Source organism: Nocardia sp. NBC_01329 (genome assembly GCF_035956715.1).
GTDB lineage: Bacteria > Actinomycetota > Actinomycetes > Mycobacteriales > Mycobacteriaceae > Nocardia.
On the sequence record NZ_CP108381.1, the window covers coordinates 2,964,314 to 2,982,615 of the forward strand.

At 66.4% G+C, this 18,302-nt stretch carries 16 protein-coding genes; 8 read left to right on the forward strand and 8 right to left on the reverse strand.

The annotated features are described in order from the left end of the window. The first annotated feature begins 64 nt into the window (after positions 1-64). Positions 65-460, forward strand: coding sequence for a hypothetical protein (locus OG405_RS13460; protein WP_327151965.1), 396 nt, complete (start codon positions 65-67; stop codon positions 458-460). Next, positions 457-1,092 (forward strand): hypothetical protein, encoded by a 636-nt coding sequence (locus OG405_RS13465; RefSeq protein WP_327151966.1) that lies wholly within the window; start codon positions 457-459, stop codon positions 1,090-1,092. Before OG405_RS13460 ends, OG405_RS13465 begins: the two co-directional genes overlap by 4 nt. A 48-nt stretch (positions 1,093-1,140) precedes the next feature. Here the strand turns inward: OG405_RS13465 and OG405_RS13470 are convergent, their stop codons facing one another. Beyond that, entirely contained in the window at positions 1,141-1,686 is a 546-nt protein-coding gene (locus tag OG405_RS13470) for a DUF2510 domain-containing protein (protein ID WP_327151967.1), read from the reverse strand. A 420-nt stretch (positions 1,687-2,106) separates the two neighbouring features. Here OG405_RS13470 and OG405_RS13475 point away from each other — a divergent pair, with 420 nt between their 5' ends. The 4 genes from OG405_RS13475 (at position 2,107) to OG405_RS13490 (ending at position 7,632) form a co-directional block, all read left to right on the forward strand. Further along, complete coding sequence (locus OG405_RS13475) at positions 2,107-3,567, forward strand: DHA2 family efflux MFS transporter permease subunit (RefSeq protein WP_327151968.1); 1,461 nt, start codon at positions 2,107-2,109, stop codon at positions 3,565-3,567. 193 nt (positions 3,568-3,760) lie between these two features. Beyond that, positions 3,761-4,567: an alpha/beta fold hydrolase gene (locus OG405_RS13480; RefSeq protein WP_442790711.1), complete on the forward strand. Its 807-nt coding sequence runs from the start codon at positions 3,761-3,763 to the stop codon at positions 4,565-4,567. An 84-nt stretch (positions 4,568-4,651) separates the two neighbouring features. Beyond that, on the forward strand, positions 4,652-6,415 hold the full coding sequence (locus tag OG405_RS13485) for a non-ribosomal peptide synthetase (protein WP_327151969.1): 1,764 nt from the start codon (positions 4,652-4,654) through the stop codon (positions 6,413-6,415). Next, positions 6,412-7,632 carry a cytochrome P450 gene (locus OG405_RS13490; protein ID WP_327151970.1) on the forward strand — a complete coding sequence of 407 codons (1,221 nt, stop codon included), beginning with the start codon at positions 6,412-6,414 and terminating at the stop codon, positions 7,630-7,632. Before OG405_RS13485 ends, OG405_RS13490 begins: the two co-directional genes overlap by 4 nt. A 672-nt stretch (positions 7,633-8,304) precedes the next feature. Here the strand turns inward: OG405_RS13490 and OG405_RS13495 are convergent. From OG405_RS13495 to OG405_RS13520, 6 genes are all read right to left on the reverse strand, one after another. Beyond that, on the reverse strand, positions 8,305-9,060 hold the full coding sequence (locus OG405_RS13495) for a MerR family transcriptional regulator (protein WP_327151971.1): 756 nt from the start codon (positions 9,058-9,060) through the stop codon (positions 8,305-8,307). Positions 9,061-9,086: 26 nt separating this feature from the next. Further along, positions 9,087-9,722, reverse strand: coding sequence for a GntR family transcriptional regulator (locus OG405_RS13500; RefSeq protein ID WP_327151972.1), 636 nt, complete (start codon positions 9,720-9,722; stop codon positions 9,087-9,089). A 191-nt stretch (positions 9,723-9,913) separates the two neighbouring features. Beyond that, complete coding sequence (locus tag OG405_RS13505; RefSeq protein WP_327151973.1) at positions 9,914-10,804, reverse strand: polysaccharide deacetylase family protein; 891 nt, start codon at positions 10,802-10,804, stop codon at positions 9,914-9,916. Continuing rightward, positions 10,801-11,778, reverse strand: coding sequence for an asparaginase (locus tag OG405_RS13510; protein WP_327151974.1), 978 nt, complete (start codon positions 11,776-11,778; stop codon positions 10,801-10,803). Before OG405_RS13510 ends, OG405_RS13505 begins: the two co-directional genes overlap by 4 nt. Before the next feature lie 4 nt (positions 11,779-11,782). Continuing rightward, a complete protein-coding gene (locus OG405_RS13515) occupies positions 11,783-13,114 on the reverse strand; it encodes an MmgE/PrpD family protein (protein WP_327151975.1) in 1,332 nt (443 codons plus the stop codon). After that, positions 13,111-14,451 carry an MFS transporter gene (locus OG405_RS13520; protein ID WP_327151976.1) on the reverse strand — a complete coding sequence of 447 codons (1,341 nt, stop codon included), beginning with the start codon at positions 14,449-14,451 and terminating at the stop codon, positions 13,111-13,113. Before OG405_RS13520 ends, OG405_RS13515 begins: the two co-directional genes overlap by 4 nt. A 245-nt stretch (positions 14,452-14,696) precedes the next feature. On the opposite strand from OG405_RS13520, the gene tcuA reads away from it, so the two are divergent. Further along, positions 14,697-16,175, forward strand: a complete 1,479-nt coding sequence (gene tcuA, locus OG405_RS13525; RefSeq protein WP_327151977.1) for an FAD-dependent tricarballylate dehydrogenase TcuA — start codon at positions 14,697-14,699, stop codon at positions 16,173-16,175. Positions 16,176-16,465: 290 nt separating this feature from the next. Here tcuA and OG405_RS13530 read toward each other — a convergent pair whose 3' ends face one another. Then, positions 16,466-17,605, reverse strand: coding sequence for an acyl-CoA dehydrogenase family protein (locus OG405_RS13530; RefSeq protein ID WP_327151978.1), 1,140 nt, complete (start codon positions 17,603-17,605; stop codon positions 16,466-16,468). Between the two features lie 99 nt (positions 17,606-17,704). On the opposite strand from OG405_RS13530, the gene OG405_RS13535 reads away from it, so the two are divergent. After that, entirely contained in the window at positions 17,705-18,283 is a 579-nt protein-coding gene (locus OG405_RS13535) for a TetR/AcrR family transcriptional regulator (protein WP_327151979.1), read from the forward strand. The last annotated feature ends 19 nt before the right edge of the window (positions 18,284-18,302 follow it).

The window sequence follows — 18,302 nt, forward strand, 5'->3', positions numbered from 1 at the left end:
CTATATCCACCACGCCCCTCAACAGAATGTTGACAACATTCTGTTGATTCTGCAGGATCGGGGTATGGAAGGCAAGCACGATGCGCCGAACCCGGCGAGCCACGATCACGCGGACGCGAAGCGAGAACACGATGCGACCACGCACCTCCTGACGATCGGTGCGAGCGAACTGGCCGCACGACCCTGGCGACCCGCACCCGCACCACCCTCGGCAGTCGATCTCGCGCATTACACGCTCTGGCGGTCCATGGACCTTTCCCGCGACGAGATCGCCAGTGCCCTGACACTGCTTCCCGCTGCTCGTGCCGAGCTCGACGGCCTGGAAGCCGGACTACTGTTCACCGCGCGCAGCGCCGGCCTGACCTGGGCACAGATCGCGGAAGCCATGGGATTCAACTCGCCCCAGGCGTGCCAGCAGCACTACGACCGGCTGACCTCCCGCCACGGATCCAGCTCATGACACGTGATTCCTCCCCGGATCTGCTCGTCCTCCACGCTGTCCGGATTCTGGGGTTCGCCGACACTCCGGTGATCGCGTATCGCTTCCGCCTCGACCCGGCCGAAACAGAAGAGATCCTGCTCGACGCGCAGGCCTACGGATGGATTCAGCGCGCGGCGTTCGCCGACCTTCACGGGTGGTCGCTCACCGAATCAGGGCGGATTCGAAACGAACAGCAACTCCACGAGGAACTCGCCGCCATCGGAAAGGCAGATCGGATTCGCGGCCTCTACCGCGACTTCCTCCCGCTGAACGCTCGTCTCCAACGAGCCTGCACCGACTGGCAACTCCGTCCGACACCCGACAATGCCCTCTACCAGAACGACCACTCCGATACGGCCTGGGATACGCGGATCCTCGATGAGCTCGCTGCCATCGGCAGCGCCCTGCATCCACTCGCGGATCGGATGGGTGCGATCCTCGCGCGACTCAGCGGCTACGAAAAGCGATTCGATGCGGCGCTGCGGCGAGTGGGAGGCGGAGACCACGGCTGGGTGGATCGCACCGACGTCGACTCCTGCCATCGAGTCTGGTTCGAACTCCACGAGGACCTTGTCGCGACACTCGGCATCGACCGCCGCACCGAGATCTGACCGGACATCTCACCGACCGCCCCACGAAATTTCACCCTCTCCGGATGATCAGCCGGTGCGGTCGACCACGCACGTATCCACGGCGGTGACGATCGGGTCGCCCGGCGAGATCCCGAGTACCTCACTCGCCCGCGGGAAGCTCGTCCCGTTCCGAGCGCCGCCCGTCGACGAGTACACCGCACCGTCACGCACGATCCACACGTCCGACCGGGCGTCCATATCGCCGACGGCATCGAGCGTGGTCGCGCCGAAATACGTCGTACCGTTCTCGTTGATCACCGTGCCGTTGGCGAGCTCGTGCCCGTCCGTGGTGAGGCCGTCGGCGACCAAGGCGACGACCTCGGGGCTCGCCGGGGCGCACCGCGGATCGGAGTAGGCCTGCGCGACTGCGGGCGGCGGTGCGACCGTGGAGGTCTCCGGTGGCGCCGCCGGGCCGCTGCTCACCTCGGCGGGCGGCGGCACCACCGACACCGGCACCGGCACCGGCACCGGCACCGGCACCGAGGCGACCACGGTGGTGGCCTGAACCGGCGACGCTTCCCCGGCTGCGGTGTCGTCGTCGCCGACAAAGTTGGCGACGGCGGCAAACACCACGAATACGACGAGGACAGCCCCGGCAACGATCAGTACGTTCCGGTTCGTTCGTCTTCGCCGAGCCATTTTCTCGAACTGCTGTTGGTTTTCCACCGATATCCCTGACTGATTGCGACGATGCGCAAAGGCGTTTCCGACGATCCTGAACATGATCGCCGGATGCGCCTTTCGCGTTTCACCGGGAAGCCGGACCGACGTCGCTCTCAGGGCCGTGGACCATCGCGGATGCGAGCCCCGGCTCGGGGCGGTTCCGAGGTCACCGACGGTGCTCGCCACGGACACCCGGGCGCGTTCCCGGCGAGTATCGCCATTCTCACAACCCATTGACCTCAATATTGATTGAGGTTGCAGGCTGTCCGCATGGGTCCGCCGACCCGGCGATACCGGTTCGCCGCCCCACCCGCACCGAAAGCAAGGGCCATGATCACCACCGAGACGACGCCTGCGCCACCCGCCGACGCCCGCAACCCGATGACCGTCGCGCTCGTTCTCGTGGTCGGAGCGATTATGGCGACGCTCGATCAGACCATCGTGAATGTCGCGATCAACAAACTTTCCGTACAGTTCCACGCGGGTCTGAGCACGATCCAGTGGGTAGCCACCGGGTATTCGCTGGCGCTCGGCGCAGTGGTACCGGCCTCGGCCTGGCTGATCGGTCGATTCGGCGCCAAGCGCCTGTATCTGACCGCGGTCACCGCGTTCGCGATCGGGTCGGTGCTGGCGGGGCTGGCCTGGAATATCCAATCGCTGATCGCGTTCCGCGTGGTGCAGGGGGCGAGCGGCGGGTTGTTGATGCCGGTGGCGATGACGATCCTGCTGCGCGCCGCCGGACCGGAAAGACTGGGCCGATCGATGAGCACGCTGGGACTGGCCGTCCTCGTCGGACCGCTGTTGGGTCCGGTGATCGGCGGCTACCTCATCGACACGGTGTCCTGGCGGTGGATGTTCTTCATCAATCTGCCGCTCGGTGTACTTGTTCTGTTGCTGGCGGCGAAGGGACTGCCCGGCGACACGCCGGAACCGCCACGTGTTCTGGATGTGGTCGGCCTACTGCTGATGTCGCCGGGACTGGCGCTGCTGATCTACGGAGTGACCGCGGCGGGTGAACACGCCGGTTTCGCGACACCAGCGGTGTGGATACCGATTTCGGTGGGTGCCGGGCTCGTTGCCGCGTTCGTGCGCCGCTCGCTGACCATTTCGGTGCCGCTGCTGGATCTGCGGGTGCTCGGCAACCGGACGACAGGTACATCGGCCGCGCTGCTGGCGCTGTTCGCGAGTGGCTACTTCGGCTCGATGTTGCTGCTGCCCCTGTACTTCCAGGTGGTGCGTGGCGAATCGGCGCTGGTCGCCGGCGCGCTGGGTATTCCGTTCGCGCTGGCATCGGGCGCCACGATGCAGGTGGCGGGCAGGCTGATCGACCGGATCCCGCCCGGTCGCTACCTGCCGGGATCGATCGCGTTGGCACTCACCGGTTTCGTGCTGTTCGTGATCCAACTCGATGCGGACGCGCCGTACTGGGCGCTCGGTGCCACCATGCTCCTGATGGGCGCGGGCGGAGGCGGCACGATGATGCCGGTGCTGACGACCGCGACCCGGCCACTGAACCGGGAACAGCAACCCGCAGGATCCACGGTACTGAACATGATCAGCACCACCGCGCTCGCCATGGGCACAGCGGCGACGTCGGTCACCCTGGCCGCGTTGCTGCCGGCGGACGGCAGCTTACAAGCCGTGCACGCCATGGACCCGGCACAGCGGGCCGCGCTGACTCCGTTCTTGGCGGAAGCCTTTCAGCGGACCTACCTCATCGCCCCGGTCATGATCGCACTCGCCCTGGTCCCCGCACTGCTACTGCCGGGTCGACGAACAGGCGGCCGGTGATCACCTGCCCGACCGGACAGCCGGGCGCATCAGGACGGGCCGACGGGCGAGGGCACCGGCCGAACTCGCCGACTGCGACGCCTACTCCCACGACTGGGGGTGCGGTGCGGCCCGGCGGTGCATCCACTGCTAATTTCTGCGTGAACGGCTCGGCGGCGGGTCGAGGTATGGACCGGGCGGAAATCTGAGCACGATGTCGACAGCACTGATCAACGGTATCCAGTTGAATTATCAGGAGGCCGGTACCGGCCCGCTGGTATTGCTGATCATGGGCCGCGGTAATCCGGGCCGCGTCTGGCGGACCTACCAGGTACCCGCTCTGGTGAGCGCCGGATTCCGGGTCGTGACGTTCGACAATCGAGGAATCGCCGCGACCGAGCAGAGTTCCGACAAGATCACGCTCGATGATCTGGTGGCCGATTCCGCGGCGTTGATCGAATACCTGGGCACACCCGCACACGTCGTGGGCACCTCACTGGGCGCGCTGGTGACGCAGGAGCTGGCTCTCGCCCGTCCGGACCTCGTCGATCATGCGGTGATGCTGGCGACGGCGGGCCGACCGCATCCGATGCTGCTCGCCTGCAACGCGGGTCGGGCCGCGCTGCACGACGAAGGTATACAGCTCCCGGCCCGGTACAGCGCGGCCGTCGAGGCGGCCCTGCATCTGTCACCGCGCACATTGGAAGACCCCGCGCAGGCCCGGCAATGGCTCGACACATTCGAATTCGCGGCGTCCGCACCGATGACGCCCGGCGTCCGGGCGCAACTCGGCATCGACCACTCCGCCGATCGTCTTGCCGACTATGCGCGAATCACCCGGCCCTGCTTGATCATCGGCTTCTCCGACGATCAACTCGCACCACCACTGTATTGCCGTGAAGTTGCGGCGGCGATTCCCCGAGCCCGCTATGTCGAAATACACGAATGTGGCCATCTGGGCTACCTCGAGCGGCCAGAAGAGGTCAATCAGGTGCTCATCGACTTCCTGCCGGACCGATGAAAGCCGGATCGGCAACATCGGAATATTCCCATTGTTGGTGATCACACAATACGCCGGTCGATCAGCTCAATTACAGTCACCGTCGTGCAAACGCCTGATCAGGTGCCGCTACAACCGCCGAATCGGGCCTGGTTGCAACGGTTGGAAGAACGAATACCCGGTATCGCGGACGAAATCGCGCTGAAAGATAGCCGATCGACATCAACGTACGGACAACTCGATCTCTGGATCGACCGGATATGTCTGGAACTGACCGAAATCGGCGTCGCCGAATCGGATTCGATCGCGGTGGTGGCGCCACCACGGCGAACCCCCCATTCGACCGCGGCGATGCTCGCCATTTGGCGTCTCGGTGCGGTATATGTACCGCTGGCGGCGGACCAGCCACGAGAACGCACAGCGGATATCCTCACGGTCTGCCCCATCCGGGTGGCGTTGCTGGACCCCGAGGCCGCGAAACCCGATTTGCCCGACGATATCGTCGCAGTCACCATTCCGTCACCCGGAGCCGCGGTGCCGAACCGCCCGGCATATCCGGTCGTCGGCCCGGACAGTCTCGCCTATGTCATCTTCACCTCCGGTTCCTCGGGGACGCCGAAAGGCGTGACGGTGCCGCATCGTGGCATTCTCGCCATGGCCGATGCCACCGCCGAGGCTCTGCAACTACAGCCCGGCTCCCGCATGCTGCAATTCGCCCCCGCATCGTTCGACGCCTCGATCGCGGAGATCACCTCGGCGCTCGGCGCGGGGGCGACAGCCGTCTTCGCCGGGCACGATCAACTGACCGATGGCACGGCCATCGCCGAAACGATCGTCGCGCAGCGGATCACCCATGCCATCATGGTTCCGTCCGTACTCGCGGCGATTCCCGAGCATCGGATGCCCGAGGGGCTGAGCCTCATCATCGCCGGCGAAGCGGCGAATCCGGCGGTTGTCGACGAATGGACGGTCCGGCACCGCCTCGTCAATTCTTATGGACCGACCGAGACCACCGTATGTGCCACCATCAGCGATCCGCTGGGTGGACCCGCGCAGCCGCTCGCGATCGGGCGCGCTATCGCAGGAACCACGTTGCGGATCGTCGGCGAGGACGGTGCACCGGCGGAGCCCGGTACGGCGGGGGAATTGTGGATCGGCGGACTCGGAGTGGCAGGCGGGTACCTCGGAATGCCGAGGGAAACCGCCGAAGCGTTCATCGAGGATCCGGTGACCGGAGACAGGTTCTACCGCTCCGGCGATCTGGTCCGGCAACTACCCGACGGCCAGCTCGAATTCCTCGGGCGTATGGACCGGCGTATCAAATTGCGCGGCCGCCGCATCGAGCCGGCCGATATCGAAACCACCGCACTGCGCCTGCGCGGTGTACGTCAGTCCGCTGTCGTCGCGACCGATACCCAGCTCATCTGTTGTGTCGTGGTCGACGACGGGATCGGCGCGGGCGATGTTCGTGGATTTCTCGTCGAACACCTGCCCGGCTACCTCATGCCGGACCGGGTGGAAATCATCGCCGAAATGCCACGTACGCCGCATGGGAAGACCGATTTCGCCGCCGTGGCGGAGCTGATTCCTCCCCCGGGTTCGACTCACCCGGCGGCGGAGCCCGCGACCCCGGCGGAACGGGTGTTGTGTGAGCTCTTCGCAGAGATCCTGGCCCTCCCCGAATGCCATCCGGCTGACAGCTTCTTCGATCTCGGCGGCGAATCCATGGAAGCGGCGAGGCTCACCCGTAGCATCCGCCAGACGCTCGGCGTGGAGATGACGATGCGGATGCTGCTCGACGCACCGTCGCCCGCACAGCTGGCCCCGCTGCTGGCGATTCCCGACCCGGACCCGGTGAGCGGCAGATGACCACGACATTCCCGTCGGCGGGCCTGGACGATACGCGGTCCTGGGATCTCACCGCGCCGGCAACGCATATGCGGGCAGATACAGCCGAATTCTGGCGTGACCGCCGGCAGCGAACGCCGATCTTCTGGCACGAGGGTTCCTCCGCCCATCCCGGGTTCTGGGTCGTGTGCGCCCACGACCCGGCCGTGCGGATCTATCGCGACAGCAAACGGTTCACCTCGCAGCGCGGCAATGTCCTGCTCACCCTGCTCGCCGGCCGCGACAATGCCGCGGGAAGAATGCTGGCGGTGACCGACCCACCGCGGCACGACAGGCTCCGTCGGCTGATGACCCCGGCGCTCACCCGGGAAGCGGTGTATTCACTGACAACTCGAATTCGTGAACGCACCGCGCGGTTGCTGGCCGGGCGAGTGGGTTCGGGTGAATTCGACTTCGCGGAGGAGATCGCCTCCCGTATTCCCATCTGGACCATCTGCGATCTGCTGGGCATTCCGGACAGTGAACACGATCTGCTGGTCTCCTCGACCAAACAGGCGCTCAGCTCCGACGACGCCGAACAGTCCGCCGTCTCAGCGGTGGCCGCGCGTCAGGAGATCCTGCTCTGCCTGCTCGACCAGGTACAAGCCCAGCGACAACGTCCGGCCGAAGGGCTGATCGCCCGCTTGATCGGCGCGGAGTTCGAGGATGCGCCGCTGACCGACGATCAGATCGTCACCAACTGCTACAGCATCATTCTGGGCGGTGATGAGACGAGTCGGCTGACCATGATCAACGCGGTACACGCGTTCGCGGGAGATCCGGCGCTGTGGCGACGATTCGGCACGGTCGACGACCTCGGCACAGCCGTCGAGGAGATCATCCGGTGCTTCGCCCCCACCATGCATTTCGGCCGGATCGCGACTGCCGACGTCGATATCGACGATGTGCGCATCACGGCGGGAGACATCGTCACAATGTGGAACACCTCTGCCAATCGGGACGAGCAGCGGTTCGCCGATCCCTATACGGTCCACTTCGATCGCCGGCCCAACCCGCATCTGGCCTTCGGCTACGGCCCGCATTTCTGTATCGGCGCGCCGCTGGCCCGTTTGGAGATCGCCGTCGTGCTCGATGAACTGCGCCGCACGGCGCAGACCGTCGTTTCGAGAGGCACCCCGCGACCGTTGTATTCGAATTTCCTGCACGGGTACGCCACCCTGCCGGTCGCATTCGGATAGCGCGTTCTCGCCCGAGGGAACATCAGGTCCATCGAGACGCGGTATCCCGTTGACCGGTGGCACTGCTCGGCGAGGAGGTCCGGCCGTTGGTCGGCTGACCCGGCGATGGCGCTCGACCGGCGGCTCGGAGGAGCCGGTAACCCGGTCGGCGGGAAGCCGGGTGCGGCCCCGCCGTCGCGGTAGATAGTTCCAACCTGCGGTTCAGGCCTTGACTGATACCTGAACCGGAGGAGACTGGAGATATACCGGAACGACGAAGAGTGTGGCGCGTTGGGCGGAGACGTCCGCTGACGGCGGTGGCACTTCTCGGAGATCCGGCCAGGCCCCCGGCAAGCCAGTCGAAGACCGGAGCTATCAGCGACGACTGAGGTTCAGGTTATCGATGAGACTACCGGGGACTGTTCTGTGCGAGGATCGGCTGGACCGGTCCGAGGAGCGCGGACCCGCCCCCTCGAGGTTGTGTACACCCAGGGACCCTCACCGAGTTCGATGATCGCGATCGTCGATACTGGTGCATAGCCAAACCTCGATGTCCTGGCCTCCGTGATCGACATCCAGGATCTACGCGACCCCGTCGCCACACCTCGGTCGGATGGCCCGGGACATACCTGTTTTCTCCGGCCCTCGGTCTTTCCCGCGTCTCAACCGATACTCCGGCGCCCGGCGGAGCCGCTATCGGCGGGCCTCGTTCGCGGTCGTGATGAACTCGATCTGGGCGGGTGAGGGTCCGCAGAACTCGCTTTCGGGCCGGTCGGCCTCGCCGGCCTGCATCTGGTACATGCTGTCGCGCAGGCCTGCGTCACCGCCATGGAACCCTTCCAGGAGCTCCATCCACTGCGCCGCCAATTTCTGCGCCTCGGGTGAGACCGGGTCCGTTCCCGCTGCGATGGCCGCGTCGACCTCGGGAATGAGCTCGGCCCATTCCGCTTCAGCTTGCCGAATGCGCTGTTCACCGAGGTTCTCCCGACGCTGCGCGAGCTGCGTCAGCTGTTCTTCGGTGAAATACTCTTTCATGGTGTCGTCGACCATGACGGTCCTCCTGATCAATTCCAGGAAGCGATCCGCGGATGCGTCCGGTCTGCTCTCCGCCGTGGCGGCCAGCGCCGCGACCAAGGCGTGCAGGTCCTGGGTCGCGACCAGTTGCGCGGCCAGATAGTCGCGATGAGCAGAAAGCACCTGTGCCATCGCCACGGTGCCCTCGAGCAGGTCTGTGATCCGGTCCAGTCCCAGGCCCAGCTGACGCAGGGCCAGCACCTGGTACAGGCGCTGGACATCGCTCGCGGTGTAGAGCCGGTGGCCGGCGCCGGTCCGCTCCGCCGGGTGTACCAACCCGATACGGTCGTAATGATGCAGCGTCCGCACCGTCAGTCCGGCTTCGGCCGCGAGTTCACCGACCTTCCATACACGCTCGGTTCCGGGCTGGTCCATCCGTTCGATCTCACTTCCACCGACGTTCACACCTGTTGCGGCGACCGCTGCGTCATCATCTCGAGCCGGACTTCCCGGGCACCGGTCATATGGGATTCGGCGAGCGACTGCGCACGCGCGGCGTCCCGGCTCTCGATGGCCTCGATCATGGCGTCGTGCTCGACGAGTACCGTGCGCCAGCGTTCATCATCTTCGAGGGTGGTGTTCGGGTAGCGGATGAGGTGGACGTTCAGCCGTCCCAGCAGGTCCACCAGGGTAGGGCTGTGGCTTGCGTGCCAGAGCGTCTCGTGGAATACCCGGTTCGTCGCCGCGCGCTCGCCCGGATCGTCGCCGGCCGCCCGCATGGCCGCGCTCGCCGCACGCAAACGCGCGCGATCGAGCTCGGTCGCGCGCCGGGCGGCGCCTCGCGCGGCCGCGCCTTCGAGGGTGATGCGCACTTCGTAGATGTCGAGGATCTCTTCCGGGCTCGTGGTACGCACCCGGACGGTTCGGCCGATTCGTTCGACGAGCATCTCGGCTTCCAAGCGGTGCAACGCCTCGCGCACCGGGGTACGCGAGGCGCCGTACTCGCTCGCGAGTTGATTCTCGGAGACCGTCTGGCCGGGCGCCAACGTACCGTCGAGGATGGCGCCTCGAAGTCGCTCGTATACGGGCGTACTCATCAGTCCTCCTTCGGTTCGAGGGTACGCTAGCCGTCCCGGCCGCTCCGGGGGTACACGACCGCCCCGCCGTCCGGACAAGATCCGGATCGGCGGCGGCCCTCCCGGGAATCGACGCCGGACAATTCTGCGAACTCCTCGCCCCCTTCCCCGGATCAGGGCCCGTGGGATGCGCACGGCGGCCGGTGGGAGAGTCAGTCCGCTGCCGGAGGGAAGGTGGCACGCCAGAAGGACGCGATGTCATCCCGACCCGCGATCCAGATGTCGTCGCGCGAAACAAGGTAGTCGAGCACTCGGTGCAGACCGGCCAGCCGGGCGGGACGCCCGATGATCCGGGAGTGCAGGCCGATGGAGTAGAGGGTCGGGCGGCGGCCGCCGAGTGCTGCGCCGAGCCCGTCGATCGCGTATTCGGCGAAGTCGCGCCCGGTGAAGAACTGCCCTTTGTAGAACTTGGTGTCGTTCACGTCCAGCGAGTAGGGGACGACGAGGAACGGCTTCCCGTCGACATCCTCGTAGTAGGGCAGGTCATCGCTGACCGAGCCCGCGTCGTAGGTCACTCCGGCGGCCGCGAGAAGGGAACGTGTGTGGATGGTGTTCGGTGGTCGGGTGAACCAACCGTTGACCGGTTTTCCGGTGAGCCGGTGGATGGTCTGCACAGCGAGATCGATATCGCGACGCTGCTCCTCGACGGATAGGTGCGCGTGCGGGATCCAGCGATAGCCGTGGCCGACGATATCGCATCCGCGCGCCCGGAATGCTTCGGTCACTGCCGGATTACGTTCCAGGGCTCGCGCGGTGGCGAAGACCGTAGGCGTCACCTCTGCGTCGTCGAGCGCGTCGAGCACCCGCCAGACCCCGACCCTGCTGCCGTACTCGAAGGTCGACTCGGCGAACAGCTCGCGGTCGCCCTCGGGCACGGAGTAGTGGGCTTCGAGGAGGGTCTCGCGGGCCTCGTCGCCGTCGAGCACGTTCCGCTCGCCGCCCTCCTCGTAGTTCAGCACCACGTTCACCGCGACACGAGACCCGTTCGGCCACGTGAAGTCCGGCGGGTGGGCACCGTAGCCGATGAAATCTCTCGAGGTCACTGGGAGGTTCCCTTCTCTTCGGAGGGGAAGAGTTCGTCGGGGGCGAGTCCCGCGGACAGCCCGAAGAGCAGACGGAGCCGTGCTTTGGCGGGGCTCAGGAACCTGCTTCGGACCAGACCCGCGCGCAGCAGCTCTGTTTCCGAACCGGGACCACCGTAAGTCTCGGCAAGGGTCAGTCCGTCCGCGCATCTGCTCGTGAACACGACCGGGATACCAGCGGCGACCGCACTCTTGGCGGCGGCCGCCGCGGCTGCCGACACATGCCCGGCGCCGGTGGCAGCGAGCACGATTCCATCGGACCGCTGTGCCGCGCTCTCTACGGCGAGTCCGTCGTCCCCGCCACACACACTCACGACTTCGACGCGCGCGGTGGGCGCGGCTCGCCGTGCCAGCAGGGAGGCGTGAACCGGCGGGCCGAGGAGCAGCAGCGGCTCGTTCTCGACGATGCGCCCGACCGGTCCCGCCGCCGGCGAGGTGAACGCGGCGACGCTCACACCGTGGCTTTTGGTGACCAGCGGTGCGAGATGGATCTCGTCGTGCATCACGACTAACGGCCCGTACGCCGCCATCGCCGCGCACGACGCCGTACACGCCGCGGCCCGCAGGTTCGCGGGTCCGTCGGCGCCGGGCAGGTGCGGTGCGCGCATGGCTCCGGTGAGGACGACGGGAATGCGAGTGTCGACCAGCAGCGCGAGCGCGTACGCGGTCTCTTCGATCGTGTCCGTCCCGTGGGTCACGATGACCCCGGTAGCGCCACCACGGATTTCGTCCTCGATCGCGACCGCCAGAGTCCATGCTTGCGCCGGACCGATTTCGCGCGATGATCGTGTGAAGACGTCTCGCGAGCGAACACGCTCGACGCCGAGTGAGCTCGCCAGCTCGTTCGCGGTCATCCGCGGGATGGCACCGTCGGCGCCGGGGCGCGTAGAGATCGTGCCGCCCGTGCCCAGGACGGTCAGCAGCTGCTCGGTCATAGGATCACCATGCCAACAGCGAATCGACGTCGGGGAGGCGCCGCAGATCCATGATCCGCGTCCACCCGTCCCGCGCACGGCCCGGATCCGAGATCGCGGCGGCGAACTTCTCGAAATGCCGGTCCCGGGACAGGGTACGCGGAGGGTGACCGGTGGGGTTCTCGACCAAGGACTCGAGAATCCGGCCGTCCGATTCGACGCGGACCCGGGCCGGCGACGACGCCGGCCACCGCGCTTCGAGCTGTGGATCCACATGAACCTCGACCCGGCGGGCGAGGGCGGCGATATCCGGGCTGAATCGGAATGCCTCCGGGCCGCTCGTGCCGGTGGCCAGAGCCGCCGCGACCGCGTACGAAATGGAGAAGCGGCAGGACAGGTCGTTCGGCGCCTCTCGAACGTCGACCTTGCGCACGGCCGCGACGGTTTCGACCCGCACCCGCGCGATCGTATCCGGGGCGAGCGGCCCCGACTCGACGATCTCGAGTGCGGCATCGATCGCGGTGTGTGTCAGCGCGCAGGCACTGTGCACCTTGAAATAACCCGCGTCGATCGCCAGTGCGTCGTACTTCAGGCCGTCGATCAGTGGCGCTTCGTCGAGACCTTCGCCGAGCAGGTCGCCGAGCGAGACCACGAAGGACGCGAAGGAACCGGTGAAGCCTGCGCGCGCCAGATCACTGGACCGCACACCGACTGCTGCCGCGTGCCCCATGTACGCGTTGCGTGCGGTCGCTCCGTCGTAGCAGGCCTGCCAGGTGGAGGCCAGCGGCAGCGTCGACGCGATCGCCGTAGCCGCTCGGATATCCGTGCCGCGCAGCATCGAGACCGCCAGCGCCGCGCCGAGAGCACCGACATGGCCGTGCGGATGGGCGATCCGACGAAGCCGTACAGCGCGGAACAGCCTGGCACTGAGTTCGTAGCCGGCGATCACCGCGCGCAAGAGGTCGGCGCCGGACGCGTGGACGTCCTCCGCGACGGCGATCGCCGCGGGGACGACCTGCATGCCCGGGTGACCTGTCGGTCGCATTCCTTCGTCGAGTTCGAGGAAACTGCCGGCTGTCGCGTTGAGGAACGCCGCATGGTGAGCCGGAGCATGCCCGCCGCCCCACACGGTGGACCGATGGGATGGATTCCGCTGTGCACCTCCGGTGACCAGACCGTTCTCCGTATCGGCCGCGACGAGCGCCGACATCGGCGCGGTCCGGTAGCCGGCCGTGGAGACCGCGATGCAATCGGCGATGATCCGCGCGGATTTCTCGATCGATTCGGGTGGCACCCGATCCAGGTCGAGCGCGCTCACCGTGTCGCATGCGCGGCCGAGCGTATCCGCGGCGGTCATCGCTCGATCTCCGTGCCCCGGGTCTCCCCGAGAATTGCCACGGCTACAGCACTCACAGCAGTCACCACAATCAAGTAGATCCCCACAGCGACCATACCGAACGCCTGGTAGAGCGCGGCCGCGACGAAGGGTGCGATCGCCGCACCGAGCAGAGACCCCACCTGATTCGTCGCGGTCATACCGGAGTATCGAATCGCCGTGGGGAAGAGCTCCGCGAAGTACACGCCGATCGGTGCGTAACTCATTCCGACCAGCAGGGAGAACATCGACAGGCCCGCCGCGAACAGGATCGGCTCACCCGTCTGCACCAGCAGGAGCATGGGAACGCTTGTCACCAGCGCGCCGATCAAGCCGATGAGCAACGCCGGCCGCCGGCCCCGCGCGTCCGCGATCCACGCCGACAGCATGATCCCGACAGAGTAGAAACACGCCGCCACCAGGATCGCTGTCAGTGCCGCGGTCTTGCTGATCCCGAGGTCACTGGTCGCGTGCGAGAGCAGGTACACGAATGCGACATAGAACGTCGTGCTCACGGCGATGTAGGCAACCGACGCCAGTACCGTCTTCCGGGTGTAGCGACGGAACACCTCCAGAATGGGCAGCTGACCGTTCGACTCCTCCTGCGCGGCTTGCCGGGCGGCCGCGAACACCGGTGACTCGCGGACCTTCAAGCGCATGACCAGGCCCACCACGATCAGCAGGAGGCTTCCGATGAACGGGATCCGCCAGCCCCAGGCGAGATAGGCCTCACTCGGAATGGTCGTGGTGACGAGCAACAGAACAGCCGTGGACAGGATCAGGCCGGCGGTCACGCCCTGCTGCGGCCAGCTGGAGAGTCGAGCCCGCGAGCTCGGTGGCGCGAACTCGGTCGCCATCAGTACGGCACCACCCCATTCGCCGCCGACGGCGGCGCCCTGCACGAACCGCAGCAGCACCAGTGCGATGGGTGCCAGTGCGCCGATCGTCTCGTAGGTGGGAATGAGACCCACCAGACAGGTACTGATACCCATCAGGAGCAGCGACGCGACCAGGGTCGCCTTGCGGCCGACACGATCGCCGTAATGCGCGAAGACGACACCACCGACCGGCCGCGCGACGAATGCCACGGTAAGAGTGGCGAACGAGGCGAGCGCTCCACCGGCGGGCCCCAGACCGGGGAAGAACTTCTCCGGAAATACCAGTGTGGCGGCGCTGGCGTAGAGGTAGAAGTCGAACCACTCGATAGTGGTGCCGATGAACGCGGCCCGTGCCACCTTGGATGCTTCCCGCATCGTGGGGGGCGCGGCCGCTGCGCTCGGCAATGTGCCCGTCCCCCGCGGTGGCTCTGCGTTGATCATGTGGTGCTCTCCTTCAGATGTGACTGTGGCACGACGGCTCACGCCGTTCCGCGTTCGCCCCTGGCCGCATCGGACCGATCCCCGGTCGAGCCGACCGGTCGGCTGATCTGAGAGCCAGGTGTGGAACTCCACAGCGCACAAGGTATCCAGATGTATACAAGCTGTCAACAGATATGCACAGCTTGTACACCTTGGTATACATTGATGACGACGCCGAGGTAGATATGGAAGGAATCGCGAAAAAGATGAACGAGAAACGTGTGATCGTCGTCGGGGCCGGGAACGCCGCGCTCTGCGCGGCGCTGTCGGCCCGCGAACAGGGGGCCGAGGTGCTGGTTCTCGAGCGCGCGGGCCGGAAACTGCGCGGTGGCAACACCGCCTTCACCGCCGGGGCGATGCGGGTGACCTACGACGGCGTGGACGACCTTCGCCGACTGATGCCCGACCTGACCGACGACGAGGTCGCCATCACCGATTTCGGGTCCTATTCCACCGGAGACTTCCTCGATGATCTGGCACGGGTGAGCGAATACCGGACCGATCCCGAGCTGTCGAGCCTCCTGGTGGAGAACAGCTACCCGACCCTGCTCTGGATGCGGGAGAAGGGCGTGCGGTTCCTACCGATCTACGGGCGCCAGGCATTCAAGGTCGAAGGGCGGTTCAAGTTCTGGGGCGGGCTGACCGTCGAAGTCAACGGCGGTGGGCCGGGCTTGGTGGACTACCTGGCCAAGTGCGCGGAACGCGAAGGCGTCGAGATCGAATACGACTCCCACGTGACCGCCCTGCTGACCGATGACACGGGCGTGACCGGTGTCGTGGTCAAGCACGCCGGGAAAACCCGCGAAGAACGAGCGGACGCCGTCGTTCTCGCCTCCGGCGGGTTCCAGGCCAACGCCGAATGGCGAACCCGCTACCTCGGCCGGTCCTGGGATCTGGCGAAGGTCCGCGGCACGATGTACAACACCGGTGACGGTCACCGGATGGCGATGGAGATCGGTGCGAGCCCGACCGGCAACTGGTCGGGGTGCCACGCCGTCGGCTGGGAGCGCAACGCCCCGGAGTTCGGCGATCTCGCCGTGGGCGACAACTTCCAGAAGCACAGCTACCCCTTCGGCATCATGGTCAACGCGCAGGGTCGCCGGTTCCTCGACGAAGGCGCCGACTTCCGGAATTACACCTACGCCAAGTACGGTCGCCAGATCCTCGAGCAGCCGGGACAGATGGCGTGGCAGATCTTCGACCAGAAGGTGACTCCCCTGTTGCGGGACGAGTACCGGATCCGCCAGGTCACCAAGGTGACCGCGCCGACGCTGGAGGCTCTCGCGACGAAGCTCGAAGGCGTCGACCCCCAAGGCTTCCTCGACGAGGTCCGGGCCTATAACGCGGCAGTCGACACGAACACACCGTTCGACCCCAACCGCAAGGACGGCCGCGGCACGAACGGCCTCGCCGTCGGCAAGACGAACTGGGCCAACACGCTGGATCAGGGCCCGTTCGAGGCATACCAGGTGACCTGCGGTATCACCTTCACATTCGGCGGTCTGCGCATCAACACCGACGCGCAGGTCATCGACAGCAACCAGGTTCCGATTCCGGGTCTGTTCGCCGCCGGTGAGATCGTCGGTGGGATCTTCTACTTCAATTACCCAGGTGGATCGGGACTCACCAACGGATCGGTGTTCGGACGGATCGCGGGCCGACACGCCGCCGTTGCGTCCCGATAGAGACAGGCCGTCGAAGCCCACGGATTCACCGTCGCAGATCGATTCGACCTGTCGGCCCGGCGGAAACGACCCGGAGCGCGCGGTGACCGGCCGCTCGCACAGAACGATGACGGCCGACTCGATCTGTTCGGGCGGGCCCGCCGTAGCGCACTACGGCGGGCCCGCTACGGCATCGGTACGGGAGTCCTCACCGATGAGCCACACTTCACCGAGTCGATATCGGTCAGCTCGGCGGGGACGCCGTTGTTCATCAGCCGTCACGCGGGCCCGTCCGGTCGGCCGGCGGCGTTTCAGCGGGCGAGGTGGCGGCTGATGACCAGGCGCTGGATCTGGTTGGTGCCCTCGAAGATCTGGGTGATCTTGGCTTCGCGCATATAGCGTTCGACGCGGAAGTCGCGGGTGTAGCCGTAACCGCCGAGGACCTGGACGGCGTCGGTGGTGACCTTCATCGCCGCGTCCGTGGCGACGAGTTTGGCGACCGAGGCGTTACGCGAGTACGGCAGCCCCGCATCCCGCCGTCGCGCGGCGTCGAGATAGGTCGCGCGGGCGGAATCCACCGCGGCAGCCATATCGGCGAGCAGGAACCCGAGACCCTGATGGTCGATGATCTTCCGGCCGAACGCTGTTCGTTCCCGGGCGTAGGCGACGGCCTCGTCGAGCGCGGCCTGCGCCAGACCGACCGCGACAGCGGCTATCCCGAGACGGCCGGAATCCAGTGCGCTGAAGGCGATCTGCAGCCCCTGCCCCTCGGCGCCGATACGACGTTCGGCGGGGACATAGGCGTTGTCGTAGTGCGCGGACGTGGTCGGCACCGCGTGCAGGCCCATCTTCTCTTCCGGTTTGCCGAAACTCAGCCCGGCGATGTCACCGGGCACGAGGAAGCAGGAGATACCACCGGAGCCTTCCCCGGTACGGGCGAAGAGGTTGTAGAAGTCGGCGATGCCGCCGTGGGTGATCCACGCCTTGGCGCCGTCGATCCGGTATCCGCCGGCGTCGGCGGTGGCCTTGCACGCGAGCGCTGCGGCATCGGACCCGGCCTGCGGTTCCGACAGGCTGTACGCACCGATTGTGTCGCCGCTCAACATCTCCGGCAGCCACCGCTGCTTCTGCTCATCGGTGCCGTATGCCAGCAGTGGGTGGCACGCCAGGCTGTGCACACTCACCGCGACCGCCACGGCGGCCCAGCGGGCGGCGAGTTCCTCGAGTACCTGCAGGTACACCTCGTAGGGCTGTCCCCCGCCACCCCATTCCACCGGATACGGCAGGCTCAGCAGCCCGGCTTCCCCCAGCGTGGCGAACACGCCGTCGGGGTAGCTCTCCGCCTTCTCGTGCTCGTCCACGATCGGCGCCAGCACCTTGTCGGCGATATCGCGAGTGAGCTGGATGAGATCCCGCGCCTCGTCGGTGGGCAGGAGTCGATCGACAGCCACAGGATTCTCCTCCTGATACGGGTGACGGTACTGGATCGACAACTACAGTACTGCTGGCGTAACAGTACTGCAAGAGCGATTGCAGTACTGTCGTCGAGCATGGAGCAACGTTCGGCCTTCGCGACGGCCCGCCGTACGAAACTGTTCGACGAACTTGTCGAACTGTTCCGCACCGAGGGTTTCGCACACCTGACCCTCGACGCCATCGCGGCCCGTCTCAAATGCTCGAAGTCCACCCTCTACACCCTCGCCGACAGCAAGGAACAGCTGGTCACCGCGGCGACCGTGCATTTCTTCAAACACGCGACCGAAGCGGTCGAGGCGAATGTCGCCGCCACCACCGGACCGCGGGAGCGCATCGCCGCCTACCTCACCGCGGTCGGTGAGGCACTGTCGGTGGCCTCGATCCGGTTCATGACCGACCTGGATGCATTCGCTCCCGCGCGCGCGGTCTACGACCGCAACACCCGCATCGCTGCCCGGCGCGTCCAGGAACTGATCGACGAGGGCGTGTCGACCGGCGAATTCCGCGGCGTGCACGCGGCATTCGCCGCCGACCTCGCGGCCACCATGATGGTGCGCATCCAGCAGGGCGGCCTGCGCGCGAGTACCGGCCTCGACGACGGCGAGGCCTACCGCGAGCTCGCCGCTGTCCTGACGCACGGAATCAGTGCCTGAGCAGCACTCCGGCAATCAG

Excerpts from the sequence above, each read along its gene's own strand:
- OG405_RS13495 (WP_327151971.1), bottom strand. The coding sequence starts at position 9,060 with ATGGACCAGCCCGGAACCGAGCGTGTATGGAAGGTCGGTGAACTCGCG.
- OG405_RS13515 (WP_327151975.1), bottom strand. The coding sequence starts at position 13,114 with ATGACCGCCGCGGATACGCTCGGCCGCGCATGCGACACGGTGAGCGCG.
- OG405_RS13500 (WP_327151972.1), bottom strand. The coding sequence starts at position 9,722 with ATGAGTACGCCCGTATACGAGCGACTTCGAGGCGCCATCCTCGACGGT.
- OG405_RS13465 (WP_327151966.1), top strand. The coding sequence starts at position 457 with ATGACACGTGATTCCTCCCCGGATCTGCTCGTCCTCCACGCTGTCCGG.
- OG405_RS13490 (WP_327151970.1), top strand. The coding sequence starts at position 6,412 with ATGACCACGACATTCCCGTCGGCGGGCCTGGACGATACGCGGTCCTGG.
- OG405_RS13510 (WP_327151974.1), bottom strand. The coding sequence starts at position 11,778 with ATGACCGAGCAGCTGCTGACCGTCCTGGGCACGGGCGGCACGATCTCT.
- OG405_RS13475 (WP_327151968.1), top strand. The coding sequence starts at position 2,107 with ATGATCACCACCGAGACGACGCCTGCGCCACCCGCCGACGCCCGCAAC.
- OG405_RS13535 (WP_327151979.1), top strand. The coding sequence starts at position 17,705 with ATGGAGCAACGTTCGGCCTTCGCGACGGCCCGCCGTACGAAACTGTTC.
- OG405_RS13520 (WP_327151976.1), bottom strand. The coding sequence starts at position 14,451 with ATGATCAACGCAGAGCCACCGCGGGGGACGGGCACATTGCCGAGCGCA.
- OG405_RS13460 (WP_327151965.1), top strand. The coding sequence starts at position 65 with ATGGAAGGCAAGCACGATGCGCCGAACCCGGCGAGCCACGATCACGCG.
- OG405_RS13480 (WP_442790711.1), top strand. The coding sequence starts at position 3,761 with ATGTCGACAGCACTGATCAACGGTATCCAGTTGAATTATCAGGAGGCC.
- tcuA (WP_327151977.1), top strand. The coding sequence starts at position 14,697 with ATGAACGAGAAACGTGTGATCGTCGTCGGGGCCGGGAACGCCGCGCTC.